Origin of the sequence: Paenibacillus sp. MDMC362, from assembly GCF_003269305.1 — a bacterium.
In the GTDB taxonomy this organism is placed as follows: domain Bacteria; phylum Bacillota; class Bacilli; order Paenibacillales; family Paenibacillaceae; genus Paenibacillus_AQ.
The window spans coordinates 15,180-39,614 of record NZ_QLYT01000040.1; the positions used below are offsets into that span (position 1 = coordinate 15,180).

General features: G+C 50.1%; 21 protein-coding genes and 1 pseudogene. 12 read left to right on the forward strand and 10 right to left on the reverse strand.

The features are described 5' to 3' along the window. Positions 1–83 precede the first annotated feature (83 nt). From DP091_RS20255 to DP091_RS31430, 3 genes are all read left to right on the forward strand, one after another. On the forward strand, positions 84–3,239 hold the full coding sequence (locus DP091_RS20255) for a hybrid sensor histidine kinase/response regulator (RefSeq protein ID WP_113059988.1): 3,156 nt from the start codon (positions 84–86) through the stop codon (positions 3,237–3,239). Between the two features lie 650 nt (positions 3,240–3,889). Beyond that, positions 3,890–4,810, forward strand: coding sequence for an AEC family transporter (locus tag DP091_RS20265; RefSeq protein ID WP_113059990.1), 921 nt, complete (start codon positions 3,890–3,892; stop codon positions 4,808–4,810). Positions 4,811–4,926: 116 nt separating this feature from the next. Further along, on the forward strand, positions 4,927–5,091 hold the full coding sequence (locus tag DP091_RS31430; protein ID WP_164817510.1) for a hypothetical protein: 165 nt from the start codon (positions 4,927–4,929) through the stop codon (positions 5,089–5,091). Between the two features lie 132 nt (positions 5,092–5,223). Here DP091_RS31430 and DP091_RS20270 read toward each other — a convergent pair whose 3' ends face one another. Beyond that, entirely contained in the window at positions 5,224–6,264 is a 1,041-nt protein-coding gene (locus DP091_RS20270) for an LCP family protein (protein WP_113059991.1), read from the reverse strand. A gap of 280 nt (positions 6,265–6,544) precedes the next feature. On the opposite strand from DP091_RS20270, the pseudogene DP091_RS20275 reads away from it, so the two are divergent. Both DP091_RS20275 and DP091_RS20280 read left to right on the forward strand, forming a co-directional pair. Beyond that, a pseudogene (locus DP091_RS20275) lies at positions 6,545–6,989 on the forward strand (Rrf2 family transcriptional regulator). Between the two features lie 220 nt (positions 6,990–7,209). Beyond that, positions 7,210–8,064 carry a VOC family protein gene (locus tag DP091_RS20280; protein WP_113059992.1) on the forward strand — a complete coding sequence of 285 codons (855 nt, stop codon included), beginning with the start codon at positions 7,210–7,212 and terminating at the stop codon, positions 8,062–8,064. Between the two features lie 82 nt (positions 8,065–8,146). Here DP091_RS20280 and DP091_RS20285 read toward each other — a convergent pair whose 3' ends face one another. Beyond that, entirely contained in the window at positions 8,147–8,662 is a 516-nt protein-coding gene (locus tag DP091_RS20285; RefSeq protein WP_113059993.1) for a hypothetical protein, read from the reverse strand. A 301-nt stretch (positions 8,663–8,963) separates the two neighbouring features. On the opposite strand from DP091_RS20285, the gene DP091_RS20290 reads away from it, so the two are divergent. The 4 genes from DP091_RS20290 to DP091_RS20305 all read left to right on the forward strand — a co-directional run bounded on the left by DP091_RS20290 (position 8,964) and on the right by DP091_RS20305 (position 13,202). Next, on the forward strand, positions 8,964–9,569 hold the full coding sequence (locus DP091_RS20290; protein ID WP_113059994.1) for a winged helix-turn-helix domain-containing protein: 606 nt from the start codon (positions 8,964–8,966) through the stop codon (positions 9,567–9,569). A gap of 24 nt (positions 9,570–9,593) precedes the next feature. Then, a complete protein-coding gene (locus DP091_RS20295; protein WP_113059995.1) occupies positions 9,594–10,400 on the forward strand; it encodes an MBL fold metallo-hydrolase in 807 nt (268 codons plus the stop codon). A 330-nt stretch (positions 10,401–10,730) separates the two neighbouring features. Further along, the gene (locus DP091_RS20300) at positions 10,731–11,312 is read left to right on the forward strand and encodes a sensor domain-containing protein (RefSeq protein ID WP_113059996.1); all 582 of its coding nucleotides are present in this window, start codon (positions 10,731–10,733) and stop codon (positions 11,310–11,312) included. Between the two features lie 36 nt (positions 11,313–11,348). After that, on the forward strand, positions 11,349–13,202 hold the full coding sequence (locus tag DP091_RS20305) for a response regulator (RefSeq protein ID WP_373456938.1): 1,854 nt from the start codon (positions 11,349–11,351) through the stop codon (positions 13,200–13,202). 76 nt (positions 13,203–13,278) lie between these two features. Here the strand turns inward: DP091_RS20305 and speD are convergent, their stop codons facing one another. The 4 genes from speD to DP091_RS20325 form a co-directional block, all read right to left on the reverse strand. Then, on the reverse strand, positions 13,279–14,094 hold the full coding sequence (speD, locus tag DP091_RS20310; protein ID WP_113059997.1) for an adenosylmethionine decarboxylase: 816 nt from the start codon (positions 14,092–14,094) through the stop codon (positions 13,279–13,281). Between the two features lie 316 nt (positions 14,095–14,410). After that, entirely contained in the window at positions 14,411–14,773 is a 363-nt protein-coding gene (locus DP091_RS20315) for a VOC family protein (protein WP_113059998.1), read from the reverse strand. Between the two features lie 32 nt (positions 14,774–14,805). Continuing rightward, a complete protein-coding gene (locus DP091_RS20320; RefSeq protein WP_113059999.1) occupies positions 14,806–15,267 on the reverse strand; it encodes an SRPBCC family protein in 462 nt (153 codons plus the stop codon). A gap of 103 nt (positions 15,268–15,370) precedes the next feature. Beyond that, positions 15,371–16,186 (reverse strand): AraC family transcriptional regulator, encoded by an 816-nt coding sequence (locus tag DP091_RS20325; protein ID WP_258394635.1) that lies wholly within the window; start codon positions 16,184–16,186, stop codon positions 15,371–15,373. A gap of 145 nt (positions 16,187–16,331) precedes the next feature. On the opposite strand from DP091_RS20325, the gene recQ reads away from it, so the two are divergent. The 3 genes from recQ (at position 16,332) to DP091_RS31435 (ending at position 20,428) form a co-directional block, all read left to right on the forward strand. Beyond that, complete coding sequence (gene recQ / locus DP091_RS20330) at positions 16,332–18,218, forward strand: DNA helicase RecQ (RefSeq protein ID WP_113060000.1); 1,887 nt, start codon at positions 16,332–16,334, stop codon at positions 18,216–18,218. A gap of 48 nt (positions 18,219–18,266) precedes the next feature. Further along, positions 18,267–20,048, forward strand: coding sequence for a B12-binding domain-containing radical SAM protein (locus DP091_RS20335; protein ID WP_113060001.1), 1,782 nt, complete (start codon positions 18,267–18,269; stop codon positions 20,046–20,048). Between the two features lie 203 nt (positions 20,049–20,251). After that, positions 20,252–20,428 (forward strand): hypothetical protein, encoded by a 177-nt coding sequence (locus DP091_RS31435; RefSeq protein ID WP_181469887.1) that lies wholly within the window; start codon positions 20,252–20,254, stop codon positions 20,426–20,428. A 204-nt stretch (positions 20,429–20,632) separates the two neighbouring features. On the opposite strand, the gene DP091_RS20340 is transcribed toward DP091_RS31435, so the two are convergent. The 4 genes from DP091_RS20340 to mnmL all read right to left on the reverse strand — a co-directional run bounded on the left by DP091_RS20340 (position 20,633) and on the right by mnmL (position 24,252). Then, positions 20,633–21,601, reverse strand: a complete 969-nt coding sequence (locus DP091_RS20340) for an alpha/beta hydrolase (protein WP_113060002.1) — start codon at positions 21,599–21,601, stop codon at positions 20,633–20,635. A gap of 58 nt (positions 21,602–21,659) precedes the next feature. Continuing rightward, complete coding sequence (locus tag DP091_RS20345; RefSeq protein WP_113060003.1) at positions 21,660–22,634, reverse strand: type I phosphomannose isomerase catalytic subunit; 975 nt, start codon at positions 22,632–22,634, stop codon at positions 21,660–21,662. 74 nt (positions 22,635–22,708) lie between these two features. Further along, positions 22,709–23,299 (reverse strand): tRNA 5-(aminomethyl)-2-thiouridylate-methyltransferase MnmM, encoded by a 591-nt coding sequence (gene mnmM, locus DP091_RS20350; RefSeq protein WP_113060004.1) that lies wholly within the window; start codon positions 23,297–23,299, stop codon positions 22,709–22,711. Then, positions 23,299–24,252 (reverse strand): tRNA modification radical SAM protein MnmL/YtqA, encoded by a 954-nt coding sequence (gene mnmL, locus DP091_RS20355; RefSeq protein ID WP_113060005.1) that lies wholly within the window; start codon positions 24,250–24,252, stop codon positions 23,299–23,301. Before mnmL ends, mnmM begins: the two co-directional genes overlap by 1 nt. Positions 24,253–24,435: the final 183 nt, after the last annotated feature.

The window sequence follows — 24,435 nt, forward strand, 5'->3', positions numbered from 1 at the left end:
AACAGCTCCGTAACGATGTAAAATAATGGACAGTTGTGTAGTGTTGTTGATTTTTTACAATATGTTAAAAGGGACTGTTATTATTGTCGAGCTATTCCAACTCGAAATCGAAATCGAAACCGATCTCCGGCAGAAGGCTGCTGGGGATTACTTTTCTGTTTATTGTCATCTTACTCTCCGTGCGGATGGCGTATTTTAAAATCATCATGATCCCTGAGGAAGTTCCGTTTCAGCAAGGAGTGCTGGATCTTCGGGATTGGCGGGCGGATGACCGCAATACGGTCGCGCTGAACGGGGAGTGGGCTTTTTACCCGGAGCAATGGATGGGCCCGGATAGATGGTCTCAAGGGGAGCGGCAGCCAGCCGATCCGCGCTGGATACAGGTTCCCGGTCCATGGGAAGGCGTAAACGAGTACGGGAACCAAATGGGTTTCGGTACTTATCGTCTCAAGCTGCTCGTACCGGATCGGAACGTGACTTACGGCCTCTGGATCACTGATATCCGTACAGCCTATCGTTTGTATGTCAATGGCGAGTTATTGTACGAATCCGGACATCCTTCCGATATGCCGAAGACCCATGTGGCAAGAATCGTTCCCCATGTTCAGCTCATCCCCCCGGCTGCCGGAGACGAGCTCGATATCATCCTGGAAGTGAGCAATTACCAATACGCTGATTCTGGCGGGATTAGGCTGCCAATCAAATTCGGGACAGCAGAAGCGGTGATGAAGGGAAAAGCGTTCTCGGAGAATATGCAGCTGCTGGTTTGCATAGTGCTATTTCTTCATGTCATGTATGTCTTGATTTTGTATCTAATCGGCTATCGAAGCAAAGGCCTCTTTTATTTTGCGGCTCTTATCCTGTTTACGCTGCTGGCTACGCTGGTTGACGACGATAAGCTCCTGCTCGTTTGGCAGCCTGCTATCCGTTTCGAATGGTCAGTGAAGCTTAAGGTTGTTGCTTATGTGGCTATATCCTTATGTTTGATTCTGTGCACCAAGCATTTGCTCCGGCCGAGAATCAAAGAAGGACTTTATCGGGCCTATACGATCTTTGTGGTTTCATATGCCGTCGCTTATTTGCTGCTTCCGTTTCATCTGGTGGTGCATCTCTCTGCGTATTTATCATGGGTATTAATAAGCTCCGTGCTGTTCCTGCCTTCGATGGCTAAGAAGGCGGTCAGCGAGCGGACGGAAGCGGCCATATTCATCTTGCTGTCGGCGGTTGCGGTTTCCTGCAACATTATCGTGAGCGGAATTTTAAGGTTCCGGTATTTTAAGGAACTGCCTTATTACCCGATTGACCTAATCGTTGCGTTTCTTGGTTTTGCCTCCTTCTGGTTTATCCGATTTGCCCGAAACACTGTGGTGCTGAGGGAACAGGCAGAGGAGCTGAAGCGGGCAGACAAGATGAAGGATGAATTTCTGGCAAATACGTCCCATGAGCTGCGAAATCCGCTGCATGGCATGATTAATATGGCGCAAACGCTGCTGGAACGCAAAGGGAATTCACTTCAGCAAGAGGATCGCAATCACCTGGAGCTGATTGCCGGCATTGGTAGGCGGATGTCGCTGCTGTTGGATGACTTGCTGGATGTTTCGTTATTGAAGGACAAGCGGATCCGGCTGAATGAGCAGAGCATCCATCTCGGTTCGGCTGCCCAAGGTGTGCTGGATATGCTCCGTCCGATGGCGGAGGGCAAGCGAATCGAGCTCGTATGCGAGATTGAGGGTGACTTTCCCAAGGTCTGGGCAGATGAAAGCCGGTTGGTTCAGATTATATTCAATCTGATTCACAATGCAATTAAATATACGGAGTCAGGCCGAATCGCGGTGACTGCCGATGTTGTTAATGGAAGGGCCTGCGTCCACGTTCTTGATACGGGGATGGGGATGGACGAAGAGACATTAAGGCGGGTATTCCTCCCCTACGAGCAGGGAGACTCGAGCTTTGCCGCAGCGGGAGGCGGCTTGGGGCTTGGACTCAGCATTTGCAAGCAGCTGGTTGAGCTGCATGGCGGGGAACTCTCCGTGTCATCCGCTCCGGGGCAGGGGAGTTCCTTTACGTTCACGCTGAAAGTGGACGATATGATGAGGCAGGAGAATACGGATAAACAGAAGTTTATTGCCGGCTCCTTGGCTTCAAATTCAGAGAAAGAGAAGGAGAGGCTATCTAACATGTCAGATAAGCACGAACAGGATGATGCCGAATCCGAGGCTAAGAAGCGGGCTCGTCATACCGGTGGCAGGCTGCTCATCGTAGATGACGATCCGGTTAACCTAAAAGTTATCCATCATTTGCTTGAGGACGAAGGGTATCAGATCGTGACCGTTACCCGGGCGGAGGAAGCCCTTCAATTATTGGAGCAGGGAGAATGGGATCTCATCATATCCGATGTGATGATGCCCCAGATGTCAGGATATGAATTGTCCAGAACGATTCGGCAGAGGTATATGATATCCGAGCTTCCAATTCTGCTGCTGACTGCCAGAAATCGGCCTGAAGATATTCATATGGGCTTCATTTCCGGAGCTAACGATTATTTGATAAAACCGGTGGATCATCTTGAATTAAAAACAAGGGTACGCGCGCTGCTGGAGCTGAAGCGCTCCATTAAGGAACGCCTGCATATGGAGGCGGCTTGGCTCCAGGCTCAAATTCAGCCGCATTTTCTGCACAATACTTTAAATTCGATCGCGTCTCTTAGTGAGATTGACCCTTCCCGGATGGTTGCGCTGATCGGAGAATTCAGCCACTATCTGAGAGCCAGCTATGATATCAGCAACTTGGAGCGTTTTATCCCGCTGGAGCAGGAGCTTGGCTTGGTTCGCTCATATCTGTATATCGAAGGGGAGCGTTTTGGGGAACGCCTGCGTGTCCGTTGGCATATTTCCGAGGAAGTCGCTGTTCAGCAGTGGAAGCTTCCCCCTTTGACCATGCAGACGATCGTGGAGAATGCTGTCGTTCACGGGGTATTGGCTCGAACCCAGGGAGGGACCGTAACGATTCGCATCATAAGTGAAGCTGAAACCGCCAAAGTCATTATTGCGGATGATGGTGCCGGGATGGATCCCGAGAAGCTCCGCTTGATGCTAGGGAGCGGGCAGCGTACCGGCAAGGGAGTCGGCCTTATGAACACGGATCGGCGTTTGAAGCAAGTCTATGGGCAAGGGCTCATGATTGACAGCACAAGGGGAAGAGGAACCACCGTGTCGTTTGTCATCAGGAAGATGGCATAATGAGAGCCTAAGCCTATTAAACCTATAGTCTTTGAATCTTGGACGAATGCTTGAAGTGTGGGTTAGGATGTAGAGAGAAAGATCCATGTCTTTATTCTTAGGGAAGATACGGAGAATATGCGCTGATGATGTGCGATATGCGCTGATGATGTGCGATTCCGCTGAGAGATGCGGACAGGAGGTCCGCTATTTGCCAACAACAGTGCCGAATTTAAGGCTTTGCGGACACCTGATCCGTTATTCGCGGATTTCTCCTGTTCTTTGCTATGATTGCCGGCAATAGCGGAACAAGTGTCCGCTTAATCTTAAATTTAGTACATTTGTTTGCAAATAGCGGAATCAGGGTCCGCACGCGAGCTGGTCTTAATGACAGTACACCGTTCGCGGCGCCCCCTGTGCCCACGGTGCGTGGTCCGGGGCAAACTTGGATGGCTGTCGACCTTATACAAAGAAGCCGCTTCTCGAAGCAACGCGAAGATCAACGGCAAGCGGGTGGGTCATCAGGTTCTGGCGATTATAAATCCGTCAGAGGCAGCTATTTTCCCAAAGTGCAAATAATCGATGACTTATGGCTCAACCAACGGGATACGTTAGTTGAAAAGACAACAGCGGCGGACCAAGAATTTTTACTTTGCATAAAGGTGGACCTCATGATCTCTTCTTTCTTAGCTACGATTTATGGCGTATTCCTACCCATATCGCTGCCCGTCATCGGCGGAGCACTGCTCAAGCGATTCAAGGGCATTGAAATCAAGGGCCTTTCGGCCCTGTCTTTATATGTGCTGAGCCCGGCTCTGATCTTCGAAACGCTGGAGAAGGCTTCGATTACCTCGAATGAGGTCACGGTAACGGTTGCGTTTTGCTTGTTGAATGTGATCGCGCTTTGGGTGCTGAGTGCCTTAGCCGGTAAAATGCTGGGCTTGTCGCAGACCGAGAAATCGGGGCTCGCCTTAACCACTATTTTTACCAACAGCGTGAATTACGGGCTTCCCTTGGTCCTGCTTGCGTTCGGGCAAGCAGGTCTGGATAAAGCTTCTGTGTATGTCATTGTGCAGATTATCATTATGAATACATTAGGGGTGTACCTGGCAGCGAGATCTCATTTTTCGGCCGCAAAGGCGATCAAATCGGTGTTTACGCTCCCCTCGGTCTACGCGGCGGCACTTGCCGTGCTCTTCCGGTTGACGGATTTTCAGCTTCCGGAAGGGTTGATTACCGGCATCTCCATGCTGTCCGCGGCTTATGCGCCGCTCGCTCTTGTCATACTGGGAGCCCAGATGGTCGGGGTTCGGGACGGCGGAGCTTTTGCCGTTTCCAAGCGCGCATTCTGGTCGGGCATGTCGATGCGAATGCTGGCGGGCCCATTGGTGGCTTGGGGATTGCTCGCGATTTTATCCATTGAGGGAACCTTGTTTGCGGTTATCCTGATTTTGTCGGCCATGCCAGCAGCCGTGAATGCGGTAATCCTTGCCGAACAATACGATGCCGCACCCAAGCTGGTATCCAGGTGCATACTGTGGACCACGCTGGCTTCCTTTATCGTTCTGCCTGCCATGATCGGCTTTCTCTAAGCTTGCCATCTTCTGACCTGAAGCTTGGTTCAATCTCTAGACGTGTGTGTAAAGAGTAGTAAGCGTCAAGAAATAACCATCATCTGCAACTAAAGAATCGGATGGAGGTGGAGACTATGAGCAGGCAGCGAGACCGGGACGTGGAGATCGAGACCCGCAATATCGAGGAGCGGAATGACTCCAGCAGGGTAGCATCTACGTTAATTAAGTATGTTGCTTATCTGATTATCTTCTTTGGATTTTTGTATTTCCTTATCAAATACGTATTTCCGATGTTCTAGATGGAGCAGATGGTATTCGTTAAAAAGCCTCCCTTTCGTAATACGCGAAAGGGAGGTTTTTTATCATGAATCGGTTATTTCATAACATGCTTACCTTAAGCAGGCGATTCATCCAACCTCGTGTGATCAGATTTACTTCGCACCTGGGATCATCAAATCTTCCAGCTTGGTCTTTTCATCAGACCAGTTGGCAAGCAGTTCTTGAATATACCGGATGTCCGAATCGTCCGGATCATAGAAGTAATCGCCGCGGATCACTAGATCTTTTCCCTTTAGCATATAATTCTCAAATGTTGGTGGGGAATCATTAAAAAATAGGTTTTCGGCCAGCTTGAGAATGAAATCGGAGTTTAAGTCCATCGTGAGATTGCTGCCTCCGATACGAATCAGCTCCGGGATTTTGGTTATATTTTTCAATTCAAATACACGATCCATTAAGGAACTGAGGAATATACGCTGGCGCATGGTACGGTTGAAATCCGAATCTTCCCGGTACCTGACATAATTTAATGCATCTGTGCCATCGTAAATAGGCTTGTTCGGCTCAATCCGCAATTTGATATGACGGGGGCTCTTGTTCTCGATGACTTTATCGATGGGGAGTTTAATCCCATCCAATGCATTGACGATATCCGTCAATCCGTGGAAATTGATCGCTGCATAATAATCGACAGGGTGCTGAAACAGATGCCCAACCGTATCCATGGCCATTTTCGCGCCGCCGTGGGCGTAAGCTGAGTTGATTCGGGAGGTGACTCCCCTGCCGATGACTTCGGTGTAGGTATCCCTGGGAATGGAGATGAGCAATATTTTATTAAGGTCAGGTCGGATGACAGAGTAGATGATGGTGTCGGAACGGGCAGGCTCGTCCTCTCGTTGATCAACACCCAGAAGCAAAACCGAGAAGGGCTTCTTTGCCTCCGAAGCAGGCTCAGGCGAATCAGAAGGACCAACAGGTTTGTAGGATTGCTCGAGCGTATGTTTGATATCTTTCGCGAAAAAAGCCTGAAACGCTATCCAGGACAATTCTTTTCTGAAAATATAGCCTAGTCCGCCTAAGAGAATCAGTATAGTAAAGGATACTCCTATCCATTTTTTGAGTTTGAGACGGCGTTTGGGCTTTCGAGGACGTCTGATAGTATACGTTTCATTTCGATGTTGGCTGGGATCCATGGATTTCCTCCTTGAATGTTTTGGATCATGCAGGGATGCTTGAATTATGTTTAAGAAGGGTTATTTTACCAATACATATTGTGATAATTATAGTGAAAAGATAGGAAAAATCAACATTAAATTACAATATATCCCATATATATTTTGGGATTTGTATATCAAATGCCTGATTTTGGCTTAAGGGGCGACGGCTTCACCGTTGACTTTAGGGGTTAATGTAACTATTATGGTTACATGATATGATAGTCATCTGAAGATTTGGTTCGTCAGGAGGGGTCACATGAACATAAGCAGCCGATTTGCAGTGGCCATTCATATTCTCTCCGTGCTGGAGATGAATAAGGCTGGCGTCAGCACCTCAGATTATATCGCGGAGAGTGTGAACACGAATCCTGTGGTTATCCGGCGTATTCGTAGGCATGCTGAGCAAAGCGGGCCTGGTGGAGGTTAAACCTGGCGTAGCGGGAGCGAAGCTGGCAAAGCATCCGTCCGACATTACGCTGCTGGATATTTATCATGCCGTTCATGTCGTGCAGGAGGATTCCTTGTTTGGCATTCATGAGAATTCGGACGCAAAATGTCCTGTCGGCAAACATATTCAAACGGCAATTGTCCCGGTTTTTTCAGCCGCCCAGAAGGCCATGGAGAACACGCTGCATGAGGTGAATCTGGAAGGGATTGTCCGGAAAATTTATGCCTCTGCGAATGGAACATCAAGTGAATAGGCTAAAATCACACGCTCGATCCTTATGTAGGATGGGCGTTTTCTTTTGCTTAACTGTTGGCGACTCTTCGATGTACTTGTAAATTACTGGGTTTGACAACAAGGATGTCCTATAACTATAATGATTACAAGCAAGATGTAACTGATTTGATTACAAGTTGAACCTGACGTTGACCTGAATATATGGAATGAACTAACAACAACATTCAAGGAGTGAGAATATGACAGCCATTATACATCCATCCACAAAGCTTGGACCGGTCTCTCTGCGGATCAGTAATCTGGCACAATCTGTACGTTTTTATACAGAAGTCGTCGGGTTGAAAATGCTTCGCCAGCATGGCCGTGTCGCCGAATTGACGGCAGACGGCAAACAGCCGCTGCTGATTATAGAGGAAATTCAAGATCTGGTCAGACCGCAGACCCGGACGGCAGGTCTGTACCATTTTGCGATACTGCTTCCGAATCGGGAATCGCTCGGGCTTGCGCTTGCCAATCTGATCGCGCATAACATTCCTGTCGGTCAAGGCGATCATTTGGTCAGCGAAGCATTGTACATGAATGATCCGGACGGAAACGGCATCGAGATTTATGCCGACCGACCAAGGGACACCTGGAAGCGTGATGCCAATGGGGAATATGTGATGACTACCGACCCTGTCGATGTAGAAGGACTGCTGGCTCTCTCCAAGGACAAGGAATGGTATGGACTCCCTGAAGAGACGGTTATCGGGCATGTACATTTCCACGTGTCCAACCTGCATGATGCCCGCGTATTTTATTGCGATGTTCTTGGGTTTGAGCTGACAGCCCATTACGGCGGCGCTGCGTTGTTTATATCTGCGGGAGGGTACCATCACCATATCGGGCTCAACGTTTGGGCAGGAGTCGGTGTACCGAACACACCACGGAGCGCTGCGGGGATGGAAGATTATACGATGGAGCTTCCGAGCCATGAGGAGCTTGAAGCGGTAACCGGCCGTATCCGCGAGGCGGGACTGCGCCTGGAGCAGCGCGATGGCGTCTGGGCCGTTCAAGATCCTTCGGATATCTGGATCCGGTTGGTTGTTGCTTAATATAATATGAGTTGAGAAGCCTGTCCGCGATGATCGTGGGTAGGCTTTTTTATGAACATCTCGGTGATCTTAATATGGGAAGTTATATCTGGTCTAACATTTCCAGCGTACGAAGCATGAACTCCAAGATATTCGGGATGTCTCCCATCTGTTCTTCGTTGATTCTGCGGGGAAAGCGAAGCTCGATCGTGTTGTGAAGCGGCACCGGATCATCGCTGTAGGTATATCGTATCGTTTGCAGCGGAGGAAGCTCCGGATTCCATATCTCCTTTATGGTCTGGGCGATAGCCGGACACGCTATAGAAGCATCGGCGATATGTTTATAAAAGCGGAGCTTCAGCTCGCAGGCTGGTTGACCTTCCGGTATTTCCAAGATCTCGGCCGCCAAATCCCGGAGCCCGGTCTCCAGGCAAATTTCGGCTGAAGTTGTGGATGACGCAGCCAGCTCGAACCGGAGGCTAAAACTTCTGGATAACGTGGCCATATCCAGGAGATCCTTCCGATCGGTAACACGAATGATTTCATCGAGGTTGTCGAGATCATAGACCGCATTTTCGATGCCAACCTTTAAATTTTCGAATATCGTCGGGTCAAACATGAGGCACATCCTTTGAACGTCATAATGTCGTACATACGATTGTGGATAATATATCACAATTCAACTGCTTAAGGGGAGCATGCTAAATGTATAAGACGGGATCCCTGCGTGATTTCCTTCGTGTTATAACAGTATTGCCAAAGGGTATCATCGTTGACTCGCACTCGGCTCCAATCTGGTATAACGGAAAAATCGTAGGGGCAGCAGGATTGACCTGCGGGTAAAAATCATGATAGGATGAATCATAAATTACAGTAAAATAAATTTTACCGGTAAAATGTATGGAGGTGTTAAAATTAAAATGACGGGTGTTTATAGAATTAAAACGCATGAACAGCTCAAAGCGATTGCCGATCCCCTGCGTACCAAAATACTGATGAATCTCGTGAAAGATCCCTACACCGGACAGCAGCTAGCCGAGATACTGGACATTACGCGGAACAATATTTACTTTCATCTGAAGGAGCTGGAGAAGCACGGCATCATTCACGTGGTCCGGAAGGAAGAGAAGAACGGAATCGTGCAGAAATACTATCGCGCCGTTGCAAGCCGTTTCATTCCGGAGGATCATTTGCTGCCGAGCCTGGATTTGGTGGAAACGTCCAGACAGGTATTTATGGAGACACTCGATGTTACCCGTACGAAAATCGAGAGCGCGCCGGCTTCTTCTTTTGCCTTGGACAGCACAAACGACCACTACCGAAAAAACATTGCAGGGACCTACCGCTTTCATGCAACAAAAAAGAGCTTCCATGCTTTTGTGGACGAGTTCAAGCAGCTCATGAATAAACACTTTACGATGGAGACGGCCGAAACAGGCGATACGCCTGTGTCCACGGAAGAGAAAAATTACTATATGTCGTTGATTGCATTTCAAGATGAGCAGGAGGATATCACCATTCGATAATCCTTGATGGGGGAGTAATTACATATGGAGAATCATCAACATAACGTTGTTATCGATGATGCATGGTTTACCGTTTCGCAGCTGGATGAGACCACGTTCGCCATCAGTGAATACGGACACTGGGAGAAGGTGCATTCGTTTCTGTTGATCGGAAGCGAGCGTGCCGCACTGATTGATACGGGACTTGGCATCGACAACATGAGGCGGATGACCGACCAGCTGACGGATTTACCTGTTATGGTGCTAACCACGCATGTTCACGCGGATCATATCGGCAGTCATGGGCAGTACGGAGAGATTTATGTGCATGAGGCTGAGGAGGACTGGCTCGTCAGCGGGATTAAGAAGCTGTCCATTGAACAAATCCGCAAGGACATTTCACGCGATATCTCGAGGCCGGTACCGGCTTCCTTCGACCCGGCAACCTATACCCCTTACCAGGGGCAGCCGACCGGTATTCTAAGGGATCGAGATGTCATCGAGCTGGGCGGGCGGAGTCTGGTTATTTACCACACGCCGGGGCACTCTCCCGGACATATCGCGGTATTTGATATACACCGGGGTTACTTGTTCACAGGGGATTTATTGTATGACGAGACGCCGGTATATGCTTTTTATCCAACGACATGTCCAGAGGATCTCGTAAACTCGCTGGAGCGGATCGCGAATCTCGATGGTGTAAAGCGCATCTATGGTTCTCACAATACACTTGGACTGGATCCGACATGGCTGGCCGTGGTGAAAGAGGCGGTTCAGGAGCTGCGGGAAAAAGACCTTGTCCGATTTGGAACGGGCATTCACCGGTTCAACGGATTTTCGGTTCAATTTTAGTACCGTTATTCGGTTACTTCTTCGGCAGGCAAGCCATGGGAAGATCGAAAAGCCTTGCACCGAGTGGTGCAGGGCTTTTCCGATCCCTAATTTATTTCGAGGCTAGCGGAAGGGTGTAGTAGTTAAAAGCCTTGTCCAGCAGAGCAGAGGCCTCTTGACGAAGCAGCAGCTCCCACAGTATTGCAAACAGGTTATCATAACAACCAGTTACAATCAGTCACTCCTTTGAGAAGGCGTGTCATATGACATTTTGACACTGTTGCACATGACAACGAGCGCAGTAGGATACAGGAGTATCAAGGTCATGAAGACATGAAGGGAGTTTTATTTATGAAGAAATGGCTGAGGGAGTACCTGCTGGACTTTTGTTTTTTGATGCTGACTTTTGGAACCGGGGTGTTTTACCTTTGTTACTATCTTGTGGGCCTTGTTTTCGGCTCCGGCATGAGTTTCACCCTGATCGGGATACCGGTTCTTACCTTTGTGATGCGATCGTCATGGACTTTCATGAATTATGATCGGATCCAAACGAAGTTCTATACGGACATAACGATCGAACCTGTTATGAAGAGAACAACATCCGGCTCTATCTGGAATCAGGCTAAGGGGGAGCTGGCGGACATCCGAAATTGGAAAGCCGTGTCGGTACTCATGCTGAAGTTTATCGTCGGCATCGCGAGTTTGTTCAGTGCCGTTATATTCTTTATCGTCCCCATTCTATGGATATTGGCCCCATGTATCAGTTCCTTTGCGGATATCAACGTAGGGCCTATTCGCATCGATACCTTGCCCAAGTCCCTGCTTATGATGGGAGTCGGCGTTCTGTTTGCTTATGCTGGGTCATGGGCCGCTAAGGGAGCGGCGAGATGGTGCGGCCGGTACACGCAGTGGATGTTTTCGGTTTGGAGGTAGACACACTCTGGGGGCCATGTCTATTAGGAAGGAACCGTGAAGGAACTGCAGGGAGTGAAAGCTTTGTTTGATATAGTGAAACAATGGAAGTGGTACGACTGGGCCATGCTCTTTATTCGCATGATGGGCTGCATCTCCCTGATCATAAAGTTTGTAGAGCTCCGGAATCAGTTTACAATATCGTTATGGCTCGTCGTCGTGTGGGAGATGGCAGCTTTCTCGATACCCTGGCTGTGTCTGCTTCTGAACCATAAAGCATATTTGGTAACGGAGCTCCTGTTATCGGGAGGGATCGCCGTTTATTTAACTTCCTTATTCCCGGAGGCTTACTTGTCGTTTATCATTCCGGCATTTCTGATGGCAGCGAACAGCTATGGAACTACATACAGATGGACAGGCCCCCTTGCGGCTATCTTGGTTCCAATGCTGATCAAGCTGTACGCCCCATCAACGGATTTGATGCTGATGATGGAGCATGTCGCCTTTGCGTTTGCGTTAGGATTTGCCTTTCATCTGTTGATGGCCAACTATCGCCAGAATGAAATCATTCGAACACACAATACGATTTTGGAGCAATATTTGTCCCAGGTCGAGCGGGTCACGCTGCTGGAAGAACGGGAACGCGTGTCCAAGGAACTGCATGATACGATGGGGCATACGTATACGACGATTATTATGGGCTTGGAAACGCTTCGTTCCACGGAAACCGATGCAGCAGCTCAGCGTAAGCTGTCCAATCTGCTCGAATTGACACGGAGAAGCCTGGATGAGGTCAGAGGATATTTGCATGATCTGGATTCACCGCAAGAACAGCTTCCCCTGGTGCAGTCGCTGAGACAGGTAATGGAGAATTTTGAGCGCATCACCGGGGTAAAGGCAGGACTTAGAGTGCTTGGTGAAGAGTACCCGGTATCCCGGCAGGTGAAAATGACCTTCTACCGCTGTCTCCAAGAGTCTTTAACCAACAGTGTTCGTCACGGCAATGCGACGAGGATTGATGCCGTACTTCAATTCGAATTGCAGCAGACCCGGCTTGAAATTCTGGATAACGGCAGTGGAACCGTGCAAATCCAGGAAGGTTTCGGTTTAAGCGCCATGAAGGAAAGGGCCCATCGCCTTCAAGGCCAAGTATCGGTTTATTCGACTCCCGATGAAGGAACCGTTGTGACCTGCAGCTTGCCTAGAATCTCGGAGCCTGCGGATGAAATCATCAGAATTTTATTGGTCGATAATGAACCTTTTATCAGGGAGAGCCTTGGCATCATTCTGGAGTCGGAGAAGGACCTTGAGGTGGTAGGACGTGCGGAACATGGGGAGTTGGCTTTGGACATGTGTGAGAGGCTTAACCCCCATCTGGTGCTGATGGATCTGGAGATGCCCGTGATGGATGGCATTACAGCGATGCGATTGATCAAACAACGTTGGCCGTCAGTGAAGGTGATCATATTCACCACATTTGAGCAGAGGGCCAAAGCAGCCGAAGCGATGCGAGGCGGAGCGGACGGTTATTTGCTGAAGTCGATGGCGCCGCGTGAACTTGCCGAGAACATTCGCATTGTGTATCGAGGCGGAACTTTGATGAATCCGGCGATTTCAGCGAAACTCTTCGATGGGGAATCGGGCGATTTCTTGAAGGAGGAGGGTGGTCCTGCATTCGTAATCGAAGCCGATCCGGCGTCGTCTCCAACGCTGAAGTTATACGATCTGACACCAAGGGAGATGGAGATTCTGAAGTATCTTTCCCAAGGCATGCGGTACAAGGCGATTGCGATGAGATTGTATCTCTCAGACGGGACCGTACGGAATTATGCTTCAACCTTGTATGCCAAGCTGGGCGTCCGCAACCGGGACGAAGCGATAGAAATTGCAAATCAGGCCGGACTCCTATGAGCCCGGCCTGATTTCTGATTCTTGCATATTTTCCTGCATCAAATCCGTTTGTGGCAGCGTATCGGAGTGCACACCATCAGTAACTGCGGTCCATGTTTTTACCGTAATAAATTTCGTCCATCTCCAGTTTGATGCGCTCGGTGATTTCCTGCTGCTCGGCTTCGGATAGCTTATCCTTCGTGTAACCGAACAGATAGTTGTCCAGATCAAACTGCTTCAGCTTACACTTGGTGTGGAAGATGTTCTCCTTGTATACGTTGACGTCAATCATATCGAACAGCTCCTTGGCCTCGTCCGGAATGTAGTTTTGAATGGAGCTGATCTCATGGTCGATAAACAGCTTGTGCCCGTGAATATCCCGCGTAAAGCCCCGAATTTTATAGTCGATCGTCATAATATCGGTATCAAAGGAGTGGATCAGGTAATTTAGAGCTTTCAGCGGTGAAATCTCCCCGCAGGTCGACACGTCGATATCGGCCCGGAAGGTGCTGATTCCCTCATCGGGATGGAATTCCGGATACGTATGGACGGTAATGTGGCTCTTGTCGAGCTGCAGGATGACGTTATCCGGCAGCGGCCCCGGCGATTCGTCATAGGATTCTTCCGGAACCTCTACGACAGGGCCCTCGGATACAAGCACCGTTACGCTGGCGCCTTGCGGGATATAATCCTGCTTGGCAATGTTCAGGACATGCGCTCCGATGATTTCGGCCACATGGCTCAATATTTTTGTTAGTCGATCCGCGTTATACTGCTCATCAATATATTCAAGATACGCCTCTCGTTCATCCCGGGTTTTCGTATAGCAGACATCGTACATATTAAAGCTGAGTGATTTCGTTAGGTTGTTGAACCCATGCAGGGTAATGCGTTGTTCTGGTGTCATATCCATATGAATTTCCCCTTATGTCGTTAATATATCAGTTCGAGTACCTATTATTTCCGAAACCGGCGATTCCTAATCTGCCCTTGCCTCACCTTCGAAATTAACATTAGTATGTTCTTACCCGGATCGGGTTTAACAATAACAGAGGGTCAAGGATGATAGAGATAAGTATCGGCTGCTCAAAACTCAAAAAAGGCCAACCAGATTCTCCGGCTGACCTTCAGACGAGAAGGACACCTGCTACTTGCAGCCATAACCTTCGAGCGTGTATATGGACTTCACTACGTATTGCCGATACCATGGTCCTTCTCAAACGGCATGATTACTCTGTAAATTCCAGCAGTTCAATTACATTGCCAAAAGGGTCCCGGATTGCGCTGTATAGACCGGGAGGGCATGGCTGCGGTGTATCAAAGATGACCTCTACACCCTTCGATTTGTAGTTCGCAATCGCCGCGCTTACATCAGCCGTCTCAAGTCCGATAATAACCTGAGCTTCATGCGGGTAATCGGTTTTCGTAGGACGGTCGCATTTTTGCAGAACAAGGGAAAGGCCTTCATGTTTCAAACTGATGATCTGATCATCATACACTTTGGAAATTTCGAATCCCAGAATGTCACAATAAAATCGTGTCGCTTGATCCATATCACTTACATTAATCGATAGAACACAAAGATTGGGCATGTTTCCTCTCCTCCTCTAATTCATGGCTTGTCTTACTGGCAGCATAGAATGCCTTCACCGGATTCGATGCTGGATTTTAAGCTGGACAGCATGCCTTTCCATGCCTCTACATGCCACTCCCTGGCTTGCAGTGACGCCGCGGTATCCTTCCAGCCCGAATGCTCCAAGATGATTCTTGTACCGCCGTCCTGTTCCGGCCTAAAGGACACCTTGACCGCGGTCAATTCCCCCTGATTCATCGTTTCCGCAAAGGGATCGGGTCCTTTCCACTCAAAAACCAGGGTATGCGGCTCATCATACTGCAAAACGGTACAGCCCGCGGTGCACATCGATTCACGATTAGCCGGGTTAAAATAAAGCTCGAATTTCCCGCCTGCTTTCGGTTCAATTTCCGCAGCCGGGGCAAACCACTCCGTTATCCTCGCAGACTCCGTCCATGCTCGCCAGAGGAGCTGCACGTCAGCCTGAATTATGGTTTCTTGAACAATGGTCATGTTTATTCCTCCAAACATATCGTGCTCAACGTTCCGTAATAACGCTTCCAGCAATTCCATTATAAAGGGACATGCGATTCAAAAATTCTTCTACCTTGCGCTGTTATTTCCGATCCTTCTCGAATAAGAGCAGAGGTAGATTAACAACAATCGGCGGGTCGTAGGGCAGAGGCTCGCGCAAAGTGATGTTCACGGCCAGATCGGTTTCTTCGTCGATATGGACAGGCTCCTCCCGCTTGCCGCGCAAGGATTTGCTCAGCAGAAAATAATCTTTTAGATTGAGGCTCCAAGGGATGCCCGCTGCCAGCACATAATACGTTCCGGTTGGTATGCCGGTTAAAGTACAGGTCCGGTTCTTGAGGTTGACCGCCGTTCCGGAGACAGGCTTCTGATCAGGCACGGGTCTTGGGAACAGACCAACGTAAATCATGCCGCGGAACGCCTCGGGAGCTTCGATCCGGCAATGAATCCGGGGCAGAGCATGTCTTTCTTCTTCTGACCAGGCTAATGGCTTGTGCTCATATTGATTCACGTAACGATACAGCGACTCGGTGGTGGAGCGGAACCTTTTCGGAGACAGACCGACAAACTGCTTGAAGCGGGTATTGAAGGTGCCGGGACTTGCCAAACCGATGCGCATTCCGATTTTTACAAGCAGGGAAGGACTTTGAAGGAGCTCGATTTTGCCGGATTCAACCCGGAGCGCGGACAGGTATTGCCTGAGCGATATGCCGGTTACTCGTTTGAATACTCTGGAGAAATGGTAGGGACTGTATCCCGCAAGATCGGCGAGCTGCTCGGTCGTCATGGGCTCGTCCAGATGCTCCTTCATATATTGAATGGTTTGATTTACGGCTTCGGTATGTGCGTCATTCATTAGGATCACCAACTTCACTTTTTGGGCACTACGGGATAGCATGCCTTTTTCCACATTTATGAAGTTCTCTTCGTCGAATGCAATTTCCTTCCCCGATTCGGTTGCCCATTCATGGAAAGGCCGTTAAACTTAAAGGATGAGGGCTTTTCGAAACGGAAAACCAAGGTGAATTAAGGAGTTTTTATCCATGAATGTGGAAACAAATGATAGAGAATCGATGAATATGGATACAGCGCGGGATTATCTGCAGAAATATTACGGCTATCCTGATTTTCGGGAGGGCCAGAAAAAAATCGTCGCCAGTCTACTGGCAGGTCAGGATACGCTCGGGATTATGCCGACGGGCGGAGGCAAATCGATCTGTTATCAGATCCCGGCGCTCCTATGTCCGGGCCTTACTTTGGTTGTATCGCCTTTGATCTCCTTGATGAAGGATCAGGTGGATGCCCTTACGACAGCGGGTGTGGCCGCTGCCTATATCAACAGCTCGCTCAGCGGTAAGGAAGTGAACGATCGCATACGTGCGGCCAAGCGCGGAGAATTGAAGCTGTTATATGTCGCCCCGGAACGGCTTGAACTGGATTGGTTCCGGGAGGAGATGGCAGGTCTTGACATTTCGATTGTGGCTGTCGATGAAGCTCACTGCGTATCCCAGTGGGGCCATGATTTCCGGACCAGCTATCTCTCGGTGGCTCCTTTTGTTAAAGGGCTCCCGAACCGTCCGATTGTAGCGGCCTTTACGGCCACGGCCACGCCAGAAGTTATGGAAGACATGCAGCGCCTGCTTCGACTGGAACAGCCGCAGGTGTTCGTGACGGGCCTTGGCCGCGACAATCTGGAGATGTCGGTGCTTCGCGGTGAGAACAAGCGGGAGTTCGTTCTGGACTATGCGGCCTCGCATACCCACCAGCCAGGAATCATCTATGCCGCCACTCGCAAAGAGGTCGATGATTTATGCCAGCGCCTTCAAGCTAAGGGGCTTCTGGCGGGTCGATACCATGCCGGCATGAGTGACGCGGAGCGAGCGGAGAGCCAAGAGGCCTTCCTCTATGACGACATTCGCGTTATTGTAGCAACGAACGCATTTGGCATGGGGATCGATAAATCCAACGTCCGGTATGTCATTCATTACAATATGCCGAAAAATATGGAGTCCTACGTGCAGGAAGCGGGTCGCGCCGGACGGGATGGCGAGCCCAGCCAGTGCATACTGCTGTTTAGCGCCCAGGACATCATGACCCAGAAATTCCTGATTGAACAGAATCCCCAGGAGGGCGAGCGCAAGCAGAACGACTACCGCAAGCTGCAGCAGATGATCGATTACTGCTACACCGCAAGGTGCCTGCGCAGCGCGATGCTGGATTATTTCGGGGAAGAGCACGAAGATAAGCCCTGCGGTACGTGCAGCTCCTGTACGGATGACCGGGAGCTTGTCGATATCACGGTGGATGCGCAGAAAATTTTCTCATGCATCCACCGGATGCGCGAACGGTTTGGTGTGTCCACGGTCGCCTCCGTGCTGAAGGGCTCACGGGCGAAAAAAGTGCTCGAGTACGGCTTTGACCGCCTTCCGACCTATGGCGTGATGTCGAATCGGACCGAGAAGGAGATATCCGAGACGATCAATGTGCTCATCTCGGAAGGATTCCTGGCGCTGACGGAAGGCCAATACCCTGTCGTGAAACTGCAGAGCGAGGCCGCCGATGTGTTAAAAGGCCAGCGCGAAGTGATGCAGCGCGTTCCGCGTCCTTCCAAAGCCGCAGCCAGCCAGCGAAGCGGCGGCAGCCGCCGCGATTATTCGCCGTCAGCCGTCAACGAGACGGTGTTCGAGCAGCTGCGTTTGATTCGGCGTGAGCTGGCAAGCAAAGAGCATGTGCCGTCCTACATCATTTTTAATGACGCAACCTTGCGTGAGATGAGCGTGGTTTGTCCGCAGAGCGAGGATGAGATGCTGAATGTCAAAGGGGTCGGAGAAGTGAAATTCCGTAAATACGGCCGTCCGTTTCTGGAATTCTTCCTGAATGGTCAGAGCGAATCAAGTGACGGTGACGACTTGTACGACTATGAGTCATAGGCTGGCATAACCGGCAGAAACTAATTTAGAAGGAAAGTGGACCCTACCATGAAAGTCATACTATCAACATTGAATGCCAAGTACATCCATACCTCTTTAGCCATTCGCTGCCTGAAGGCATACAGCGAGAAGGATTTCGATATCGAACTGACGGAGTACACGATTAAGGACCCTGTGATGAATATCGTCTCCGACCTGTTCCAGCGCAAGCCGGATGTGATCGGATTCTCCTGTTATATATGGAATATTGAAGAAACGATTAAAGTGATCGATATCGTGAAGAAAATTATGCCGGAGGTCACGATCATATTGGGCGGACCTGAAGTATCCTACGATACGGAGTATTGGATGAAACGGCTGCACAATGTCGACTTTATCGTCATGGGTGAAGGCGAGGAGACCTTCCACCATTTGCTGCAAACGATTGAAGGGGACCGGAAGTATCACTTCGTTTATGGCGTGGCTTACCGCAAGCAGGACGAAGTCATTGTAAATCCCGGAAGACCGAAGAGCATTCTGGCGGAACTGCCTTCCCCGCATCGGTTTCCGGAGGATATCCCGCATCTCGGGAAACGGGTTGTCTATTTTGAGACCAGCCGGGGCTGTCCCTTCAGCTGTCAGTTCTGCCTGTCGAGTATTGAGGTCGGGGTTCGTTATTACGACATTGAACGGACCAAGGCGGATATTCTCTATCTGATTGAGAACGGAGCGAAATTGATCAAGTTCGTAGACCGCACCTTTAACATTAAGCGGGATTACGCGCTTGAAATGTTTGAGTTTCTGATTGAGAATCATGGCGGCTGCGTATTCCAGTTTGAGATCACCGCGGATATTATGCGTCCCGAGGTGCTGGATTATTTGGCGAAAAATGCGCCTCCCGGCATTTTCCGGTTTGAAATCGGGGTGCAATCGACCAACGATCCGACAAACGAGCTGGTGAAGCGGCGCCAGAATTTCACCAAGCTGTCGCGCACGGTGACCATGATCAAGGACAGCCGTAAGATCGATCAGCATTTGGATTTAATCGCAGGTCTTCCGGAAGAGGATTACGATACGTTCCGCAAAACCTTCAACGATGTATTTGCGCTTGGACCGGAGGAACTGCAGTTAGGCTTCCTGAAGATGCTCCGTGGAACCGGACTGCGGATCGATGCGGACAAGTATAATTACACCTACATGGATCATGCTCCGTATGAGATCCTCGGCAGCGACGTGCTTCCGTTCTCGGATATCGTCCGACTGAAGAGGCTGGAGGATGTGCTGGAGAAATACTGGAATGCACACCGGATGGACCATACGTTGAACTATTTGATGAAGCATGAATTTACGTCGCCGTTTGATTTCTTCCAAGAGTTTGGAGACTACTGGGAAGGACAGGGCTGGCAAAAAATCGGCCATCAGCTCGAGGACCTGTTCACGCGCTTAACGGCTTTCCTTGAAGATCGGAAGACCCCGCATATGGACGTTGTCTCCGGTCTCATGAAGTTCGATTATTTCCTGGGCCATAAATATAAGCCGCGGAAAATATGGTGGGATCATACCCAGGATAAGGCGCAATGGACCGCCAATGTCCGAAAAATCGTAGAGGAGCCTGCGGCCCTGTCCGACGGTTTTGCCGATCTGGGGATCACGGAACGCGATCTGCAGAAACATGCGATGATCGAGGTGCTGCCATTTAACCTTAGCGATGCCATCCAGGGTGGCACCGGACTCCCGGACAGCGCGGACCATGCAACGATGCTGTTGGTATTGTACCAGCAGAACGAAACAGGACAGCCGCAGTACTACACGATGCCTGTGGAGTTAGCGAAGCAGGCAAAGCAGAGTTAGCGAAGGACAACACCTTACCGGAACTTGATGTGAGCGGCTTGCCGTTTGGGCGAAGTACCTTTCTTATAGGAATTGGCAGGGACTGGAGCCGTGAAGATGAATCCCTGCGTTTCCGTAATGGACTGTATCCACGGGGCGTCACGGAATAAAACACTCTGGGGATCGGCATTCTAATCGCATCAACCGATGAGGAGGGAATGTTTATGAACGGGAAACAGATGGGGCGGGAACAGCATCCGCACGATGAACCCACCATTGCGCCGGGTATGGAAACCAATGATGATCTGCGCGAAGAGGCTACGAATGATGAAGTAGACCATGGCGAGTACACCGAGGTCACGCAGCTGATCATCGACCGCACGCCGAACGAGGAAGAGTAAGGGGCTGAAAGGGGCTGGGCTTTCTGTTAAGTAGGTTTACTTACTTGGCGGATAGCTTGTCGAATTAAAAAGGTTTCCATTTACTAAGGAATTTTATTGTTAAGGGTGGATATGCTCAGCGTTACAACAGAGAAAGGGGGTGTCCCAAAAGGTTAATCGACCTTTTGGGACACCCACTTTTTTAATTCGTCCTGCATCATTCTTTTACATGCGCGTTTCGATTCTCGCGGCGTCTGCTGTCTCATCCGATTCCGAGGTGTGCCGTTCTAGCCAGTCGAGAACATGTGCCGCAACTTCATCCCGGTTGATTTCATGCAGCATTTCGTGGCGGCCGCCGGGATACAAACGGTATTCAAGATCCTGAATGCCATGTTTCCGGTATAATTCGACCAACCGTCGTACGCCTTTACCGCGGTGTCCGACCGGATCATCCTCGCCCGAGAAAATATAGACCGGCTTCTCCTTTAGAAGGCATTTCATCCATTGAGGTTTATGAATCTGGGACAGCAGCTTGAAGAAATCACGGAAAAAACGAGCGCTGCATACCTGACCGCAGTAAGGGTCGTTGATATACTTATCCACTTCCGTTTCATCCCGGGATAACCAATCGAATGGAGTGCGAATAGGGCCGAAACCTTTGTTGTAAGGGCCGAACACGATGGCGTTCAGCATCAGACTCCGGTGCGTGTTTCCTTGAAGGCGCATTTGTGCCGCTGCCAGATTTAAACCGAACGCCAGCAGACCTTGGGGACCATTGGTGCCGGACAGAATGAATCCGTCGAATATTCCGCCGTTCGAACACATGATCTTTTGGGTCAAAAAAGATCCCATGCTGTGGCCCATCAAGTAATGTGGGACACCGGCATGGCGCTTTTTAAGCTCGGAAGCAAGAAGCAGCAGATCTTCAATCATTCCTTCGAACCCGTCTTCACCGGCATCGCCGAGATGCGTAAGGCCGGACGTTTGTCCATGTCCCCGATGGTCGTTGCAGTACACAGCGTAACCGTGTGCTGTAAGCAACTCGGCAAGCTCCTCGTATCGTATGCCGGTTTCGCACATGCCATGCGCAATTTGCACGATGGCACGAACGGGATGGTCCGGCTCCGGCAGCCATTGATATACAAAAACATGCATGCCCTGCTTATTCAGCATCGTAAACGTGTCGGTTTGCATTTCAGGCCTAACACCTCCACAAAAACGAATGGTTTATTTCAATAACTTTATACCCTGTTTATGGAAGATATGAACGAAGAACCGTAGATTGCCCGTCCAGCGTGTATGCACCCAGGTTAGCTGGCAGCAGGAAGCATTGTCCGGACGTATACTCAATGGAGCCGTTATCCCAGCTAAGGGTTCCTTGGCCATCGCATACCACGACGATCGTGAAGCTTTCCGCGGAAGTGGTCAAGGACCAGGCACCGTTAACAACGCCTTTCTCGACAACAAAATAGGGAGATTTGGCAAGCTCAAGCCATTCTCCAGGCGCGGTTCCTTCCGTGCCCGTGCTCATTGTGGTCGCGCCGGATCCTTCATAGGCCGTCACGTTCAAGGAGTCCTCGATATGAAGCTCGCGCGGCTTACCGTCAAGGCCTGGTCGATTATAATCGAAAATCCGGTAGGTTGTATCCGAATTTTGCTGAATTTCCGCCACTACAACGCCAGCACACAGGGCGTGCACCGTACCGGCAGGTATGTAGAACGTGTCTCCGGCTTTTACGGACACTTCTTGCAGCTGGTCCATAACCGTGCCGTTTTCCATGGCCTCTTTCAACGTTTCGCGGCTAACGCCTTCCTTCAGGCCGTATATGATTTTGGCGTCCGGCTTCGCATCCAGCACATACCACATTTCAGTCTTGCCCAGCTCGCCTTTCGGAAGCCCCTCATAGTCATCGGTCGGATGCACCTGAACGGAGAGGTTGTCATTGCAGTCAAGCAGCTTGATCAGCAGGGGGAAGCGTCCGTTAACCTCGGAGAATCCTTTGCTGCCAAACCACTCCCGTCCAAATTGCTCTCGAACCTGATCCAGGCCGCGACCGGCAAGTTCACCGTTCACAATGCTGGTCGTACCGTTCGGGTGGTCGGCGATCATCCAGCCTTCTCCGATATGTCCTTCAGGAATATCCAGGCCAAATTGCTCCAGGGCACGGCCACCCCACACACGTTCTTTAAATTCGGGCTGGAACAATAATGGATATGGTTTTGTCATTGTAATCATCTACCTTTCATCGTGATTGGAATATTCTTTGGATGGTAAGTGCGGGACCTCTCCTAGAACTTATATCATATCGGCTTCTTCCGTTCCAGTGCAATGAGATATGGCGATTCGGAACGCTGAAGACCACGATATAATATCGTTTGCACTTTGTGCTGGGGCAATTCCGCCGCCCAGTCCTGCACGGCGTTCGCTTCGGCATCGCCGCCCTTGTGGCCCGGGTACAGCACGATGGTGATAATGCCGCCGGGACGGAGCAGCTCGATGGCAGCCTCCAGAGCCGTCAGTGTGCTGGCGGTTTCCGTCATGATCCGTTTATCTGATGAATCTGCCGGAAGGTAACCGAGATTGAACATGATCGCACCCATAAGGCCATGCTCGCACTCAGGTACGCATTCTCCCATAAGGGCATGGCTCTGATGGTGAAGGGTAACCTCCGCGAGGGTGCCGGGAGGTTCCTTGTCCAGCCGATCACGAGTCAGCTGCAGCGCCTGTTCCTGTATATCAAAAGCGTACACCTTGCCCTTTGATCCTGTGCATTTGGCTAGATACAGCGTATCGGCCCCGGTTCCGGCCGTCGCATCCAGCGCAATCTCTCCAGGCCTCAGCCTTTCGGACACGAGCTTGTGAGCAAAACTCAAAACCGAGAGGAAGCCCATCAGGATCCCCCCCACAATTTACCCTGCCATGTATCCCGGCGCTTGAGCTCGGCGTCAATGCCGTTAAGCACTTCCCACTTCTTGAGGCTCCACGTCGGTCCGATCAAGAGATCCCGTGGGGCGTCTCCGGTCAGACGGTGGACGATCATTTCGGGAGGTAAAAATTCCAGGCTATCTACGATAAGGCTGATATATTCGTCCTGTTCCAGGAACCGCAGCAGCCCAGCTTCATATTGCTTCACCATCGGCGTCTTACGCATGAGGTGCAGCAGGTGGATCTTGATTCCCTGCACATCCATCTTGGAGACCGCTCGGCCGGTGGCGAGCATCATCTCATGGTCCTCTTGCGGAAGGCCATAAATGATGTGTGTGCAGACACGGATGTTATGCTTGCGCAGCTTTTCGACCGCTTCCAGATAACATTCGGTATCATGGGCCCGGTTGATCAGCTCGGAGGTGGAATCATGGATCGTTTGCAGGCCCATTTCCACCCAGAGATAGGTTCGCTCATTCAGCTCCGCCAAGTATTCCACGACGTCGTCAGGCAGGCAGTCCGGGCGTGTAGCGATCGATAAACCGACAACGCCCGGCTGCTGCAGAATGACTTCATAGTACTCCCGAAGCTCCTCTACCGGAGCATAAGTGTTGGTATAGGCTTGGAAATAACCGATGTATTTGGCGCTCGGCCACTTCTGGTGCTGCCGGTCACGGATGGTGTTGAACTGGGTAACAAGATCGTCCCGCCGTCGTCCGGCAAAATCACCGGAGCCGCGTGCGCTGCAGAAGGTGCACCCGCCCTTGGCAATCGTGCCGTCGCGGTTCGGGCACGTAAAGCCCGCATCCAGCATAACCTTGAATACTTTTTCCTGGAATTGGCTTCGCATCTCGTAATTCCATGTATGAAATCGTTTGTCGCCCCATAATGTTGGGGCGGGTCTAAGTGATGTACTCATGTGTGCTCCTTTATAGCCGCATAAGATGAATAGAGACAGGGATAGCCGTGCCTCAAAGTATACATGTGTTACTTAACTTTTACTTAAGCAGATATGTCCATTGTAACAAAAAATAAAACTTTGCGTTATATACAGGTCTTCATGCCTAATTAAGATGTTGTTACTTGAATGAATTGCATATAA

What these genes read in the sequence shown, in the direction of transcription:
- DP091_RS20265 (WP_113059990.1), top strand. Translation starts at nt 3,890, where the DNA reads ATGATCTCTTCTTTCTTAGCTACGATTTATGGCGTATTCCTACCCATA.
- DP091_RS31430 (WP_164817510.1), top strand. Translation starts at nt 4,927, where the DNA reads ATGAGCAGGCAGCGAGACCGGGACGTGGAGATCGAGACCCGCAATATC.
- DP091_RS20270 (WP_113059991.1), bottom strand. Translation starts at nt 6,264, where the DNA reads ATGGATCCCAGCCAACATCGAAATGAAACGTATACTATCAGACGTCCT.
- DP091_RS20280 (WP_113059992.1), top strand. Translation starts at nt 7,210, where the DNA reads ATGACAGCCATTATACATCCATCCACAAAGCTTGGACCGGTCTCTCTG.
- DP091_RS20285 (WP_113059993.1), bottom strand. Translation starts at nt 8,662, where the DNA reads ATGTTTGACCCGACGATATTCGAAAATTTAAAGGTTGGCATCGAAAAT.
- DP091_RS20290 (WP_113059994.1), top strand. Translation starts at nt 8,964, where the DNA reads ATGACGGGTGTTTATAGAATTAAAACGCATGAACAGCTCAAAGCGATT.
- DP091_RS20295 (WP_113059995.1), top strand. Translation starts at nt 9,594, where the DNA reads ATGGAGAATCATCAACATAACGTTGTTATCGATGATGCATGGTTTACC.
- DP091_RS20300 (WP_113059996.1), top strand. Translation starts at nt 10,731, where the DNA reads ATGAAGAAATGGCTGAGGGAGTACCTGCTGGACTTTTGTTTTTTGATG.
- speD (WP_113059997.1), bottom strand. Translation starts at nt 14,094, where the DNA reads ATGGATATGACACCAGAACAACGCATTACCCTGCATGGGTTCAACAAC.
- DP091_RS20315 (WP_113059998.1), bottom strand. Translation starts at nt 14,773, where the DNA reads ATGCCCAATCTTTGTGTTCTATCGATTAATGTAAGTGATATGGATCAA.
- DP091_RS20320 (WP_113059999.1), bottom strand. Translation starts at nt 15,267, where the DNA reads ATGACCATTGTTCAAGAAACCATAATTCAGGCTGACGTGCAGCTCCTC.
- DP091_RS20325 (WP_258394635.1), bottom strand. Translation starts at nt 16,186, where the DNA reads ATGCTATCCCGTAGTGCCCAAAAAGTGAAGTTGGTGATCCTAATGAAT.
- recQ (WP_113060000.1), top strand. Translation starts at nt 16,332, where the DNA reads ATGAATGTGGAAACAAATGATAGAGAATCGATGAATATGGATACAGCG.
- DP091_RS20335 (WP_113060001.1), top strand. Translation starts at nt 18,267, where the DNA reads ATGAAAGTCATACTATCAACATTGAATGCCAAGTACATCCATACCTCT.
- DP091_RS31435 (WP_181469887.1), top strand. Translation starts at nt 20,252, where the DNA reads ATGAACGGGAAACAGATGGGGCGGGAACAGCATCCGCACGATGAACCC.
- DP091_RS20340 (WP_113060002.1), bottom strand. Translation starts at nt 21,601, where the DNA reads ATGCAAACCGACACGTTTACGATGCTGAATAAGCAGGGCATGCATGTT.
- DP091_RS20345 (WP_113060003.1), bottom strand. Translation starts at nt 22,634, where the DNA reads ATGACAAAACCATATCCATTATTGTTCCAGCCCGAATTTAAAGAACGT.
- mnmM (WP_113060004.1), bottom strand. Translation starts at nt 23,299, where the DNA reads ATGGGCTTCCTCTCGGTTTTGAGTTTTGCTCACAAGCTCGTGTCCGAA.
- mnmL (WP_113060005.1), bottom strand. Translation starts at nt 24,252, where the DNA reads ATGAGTACATCACTTAGACCCGCCCCAACATTATGGGGCGACAAACGA.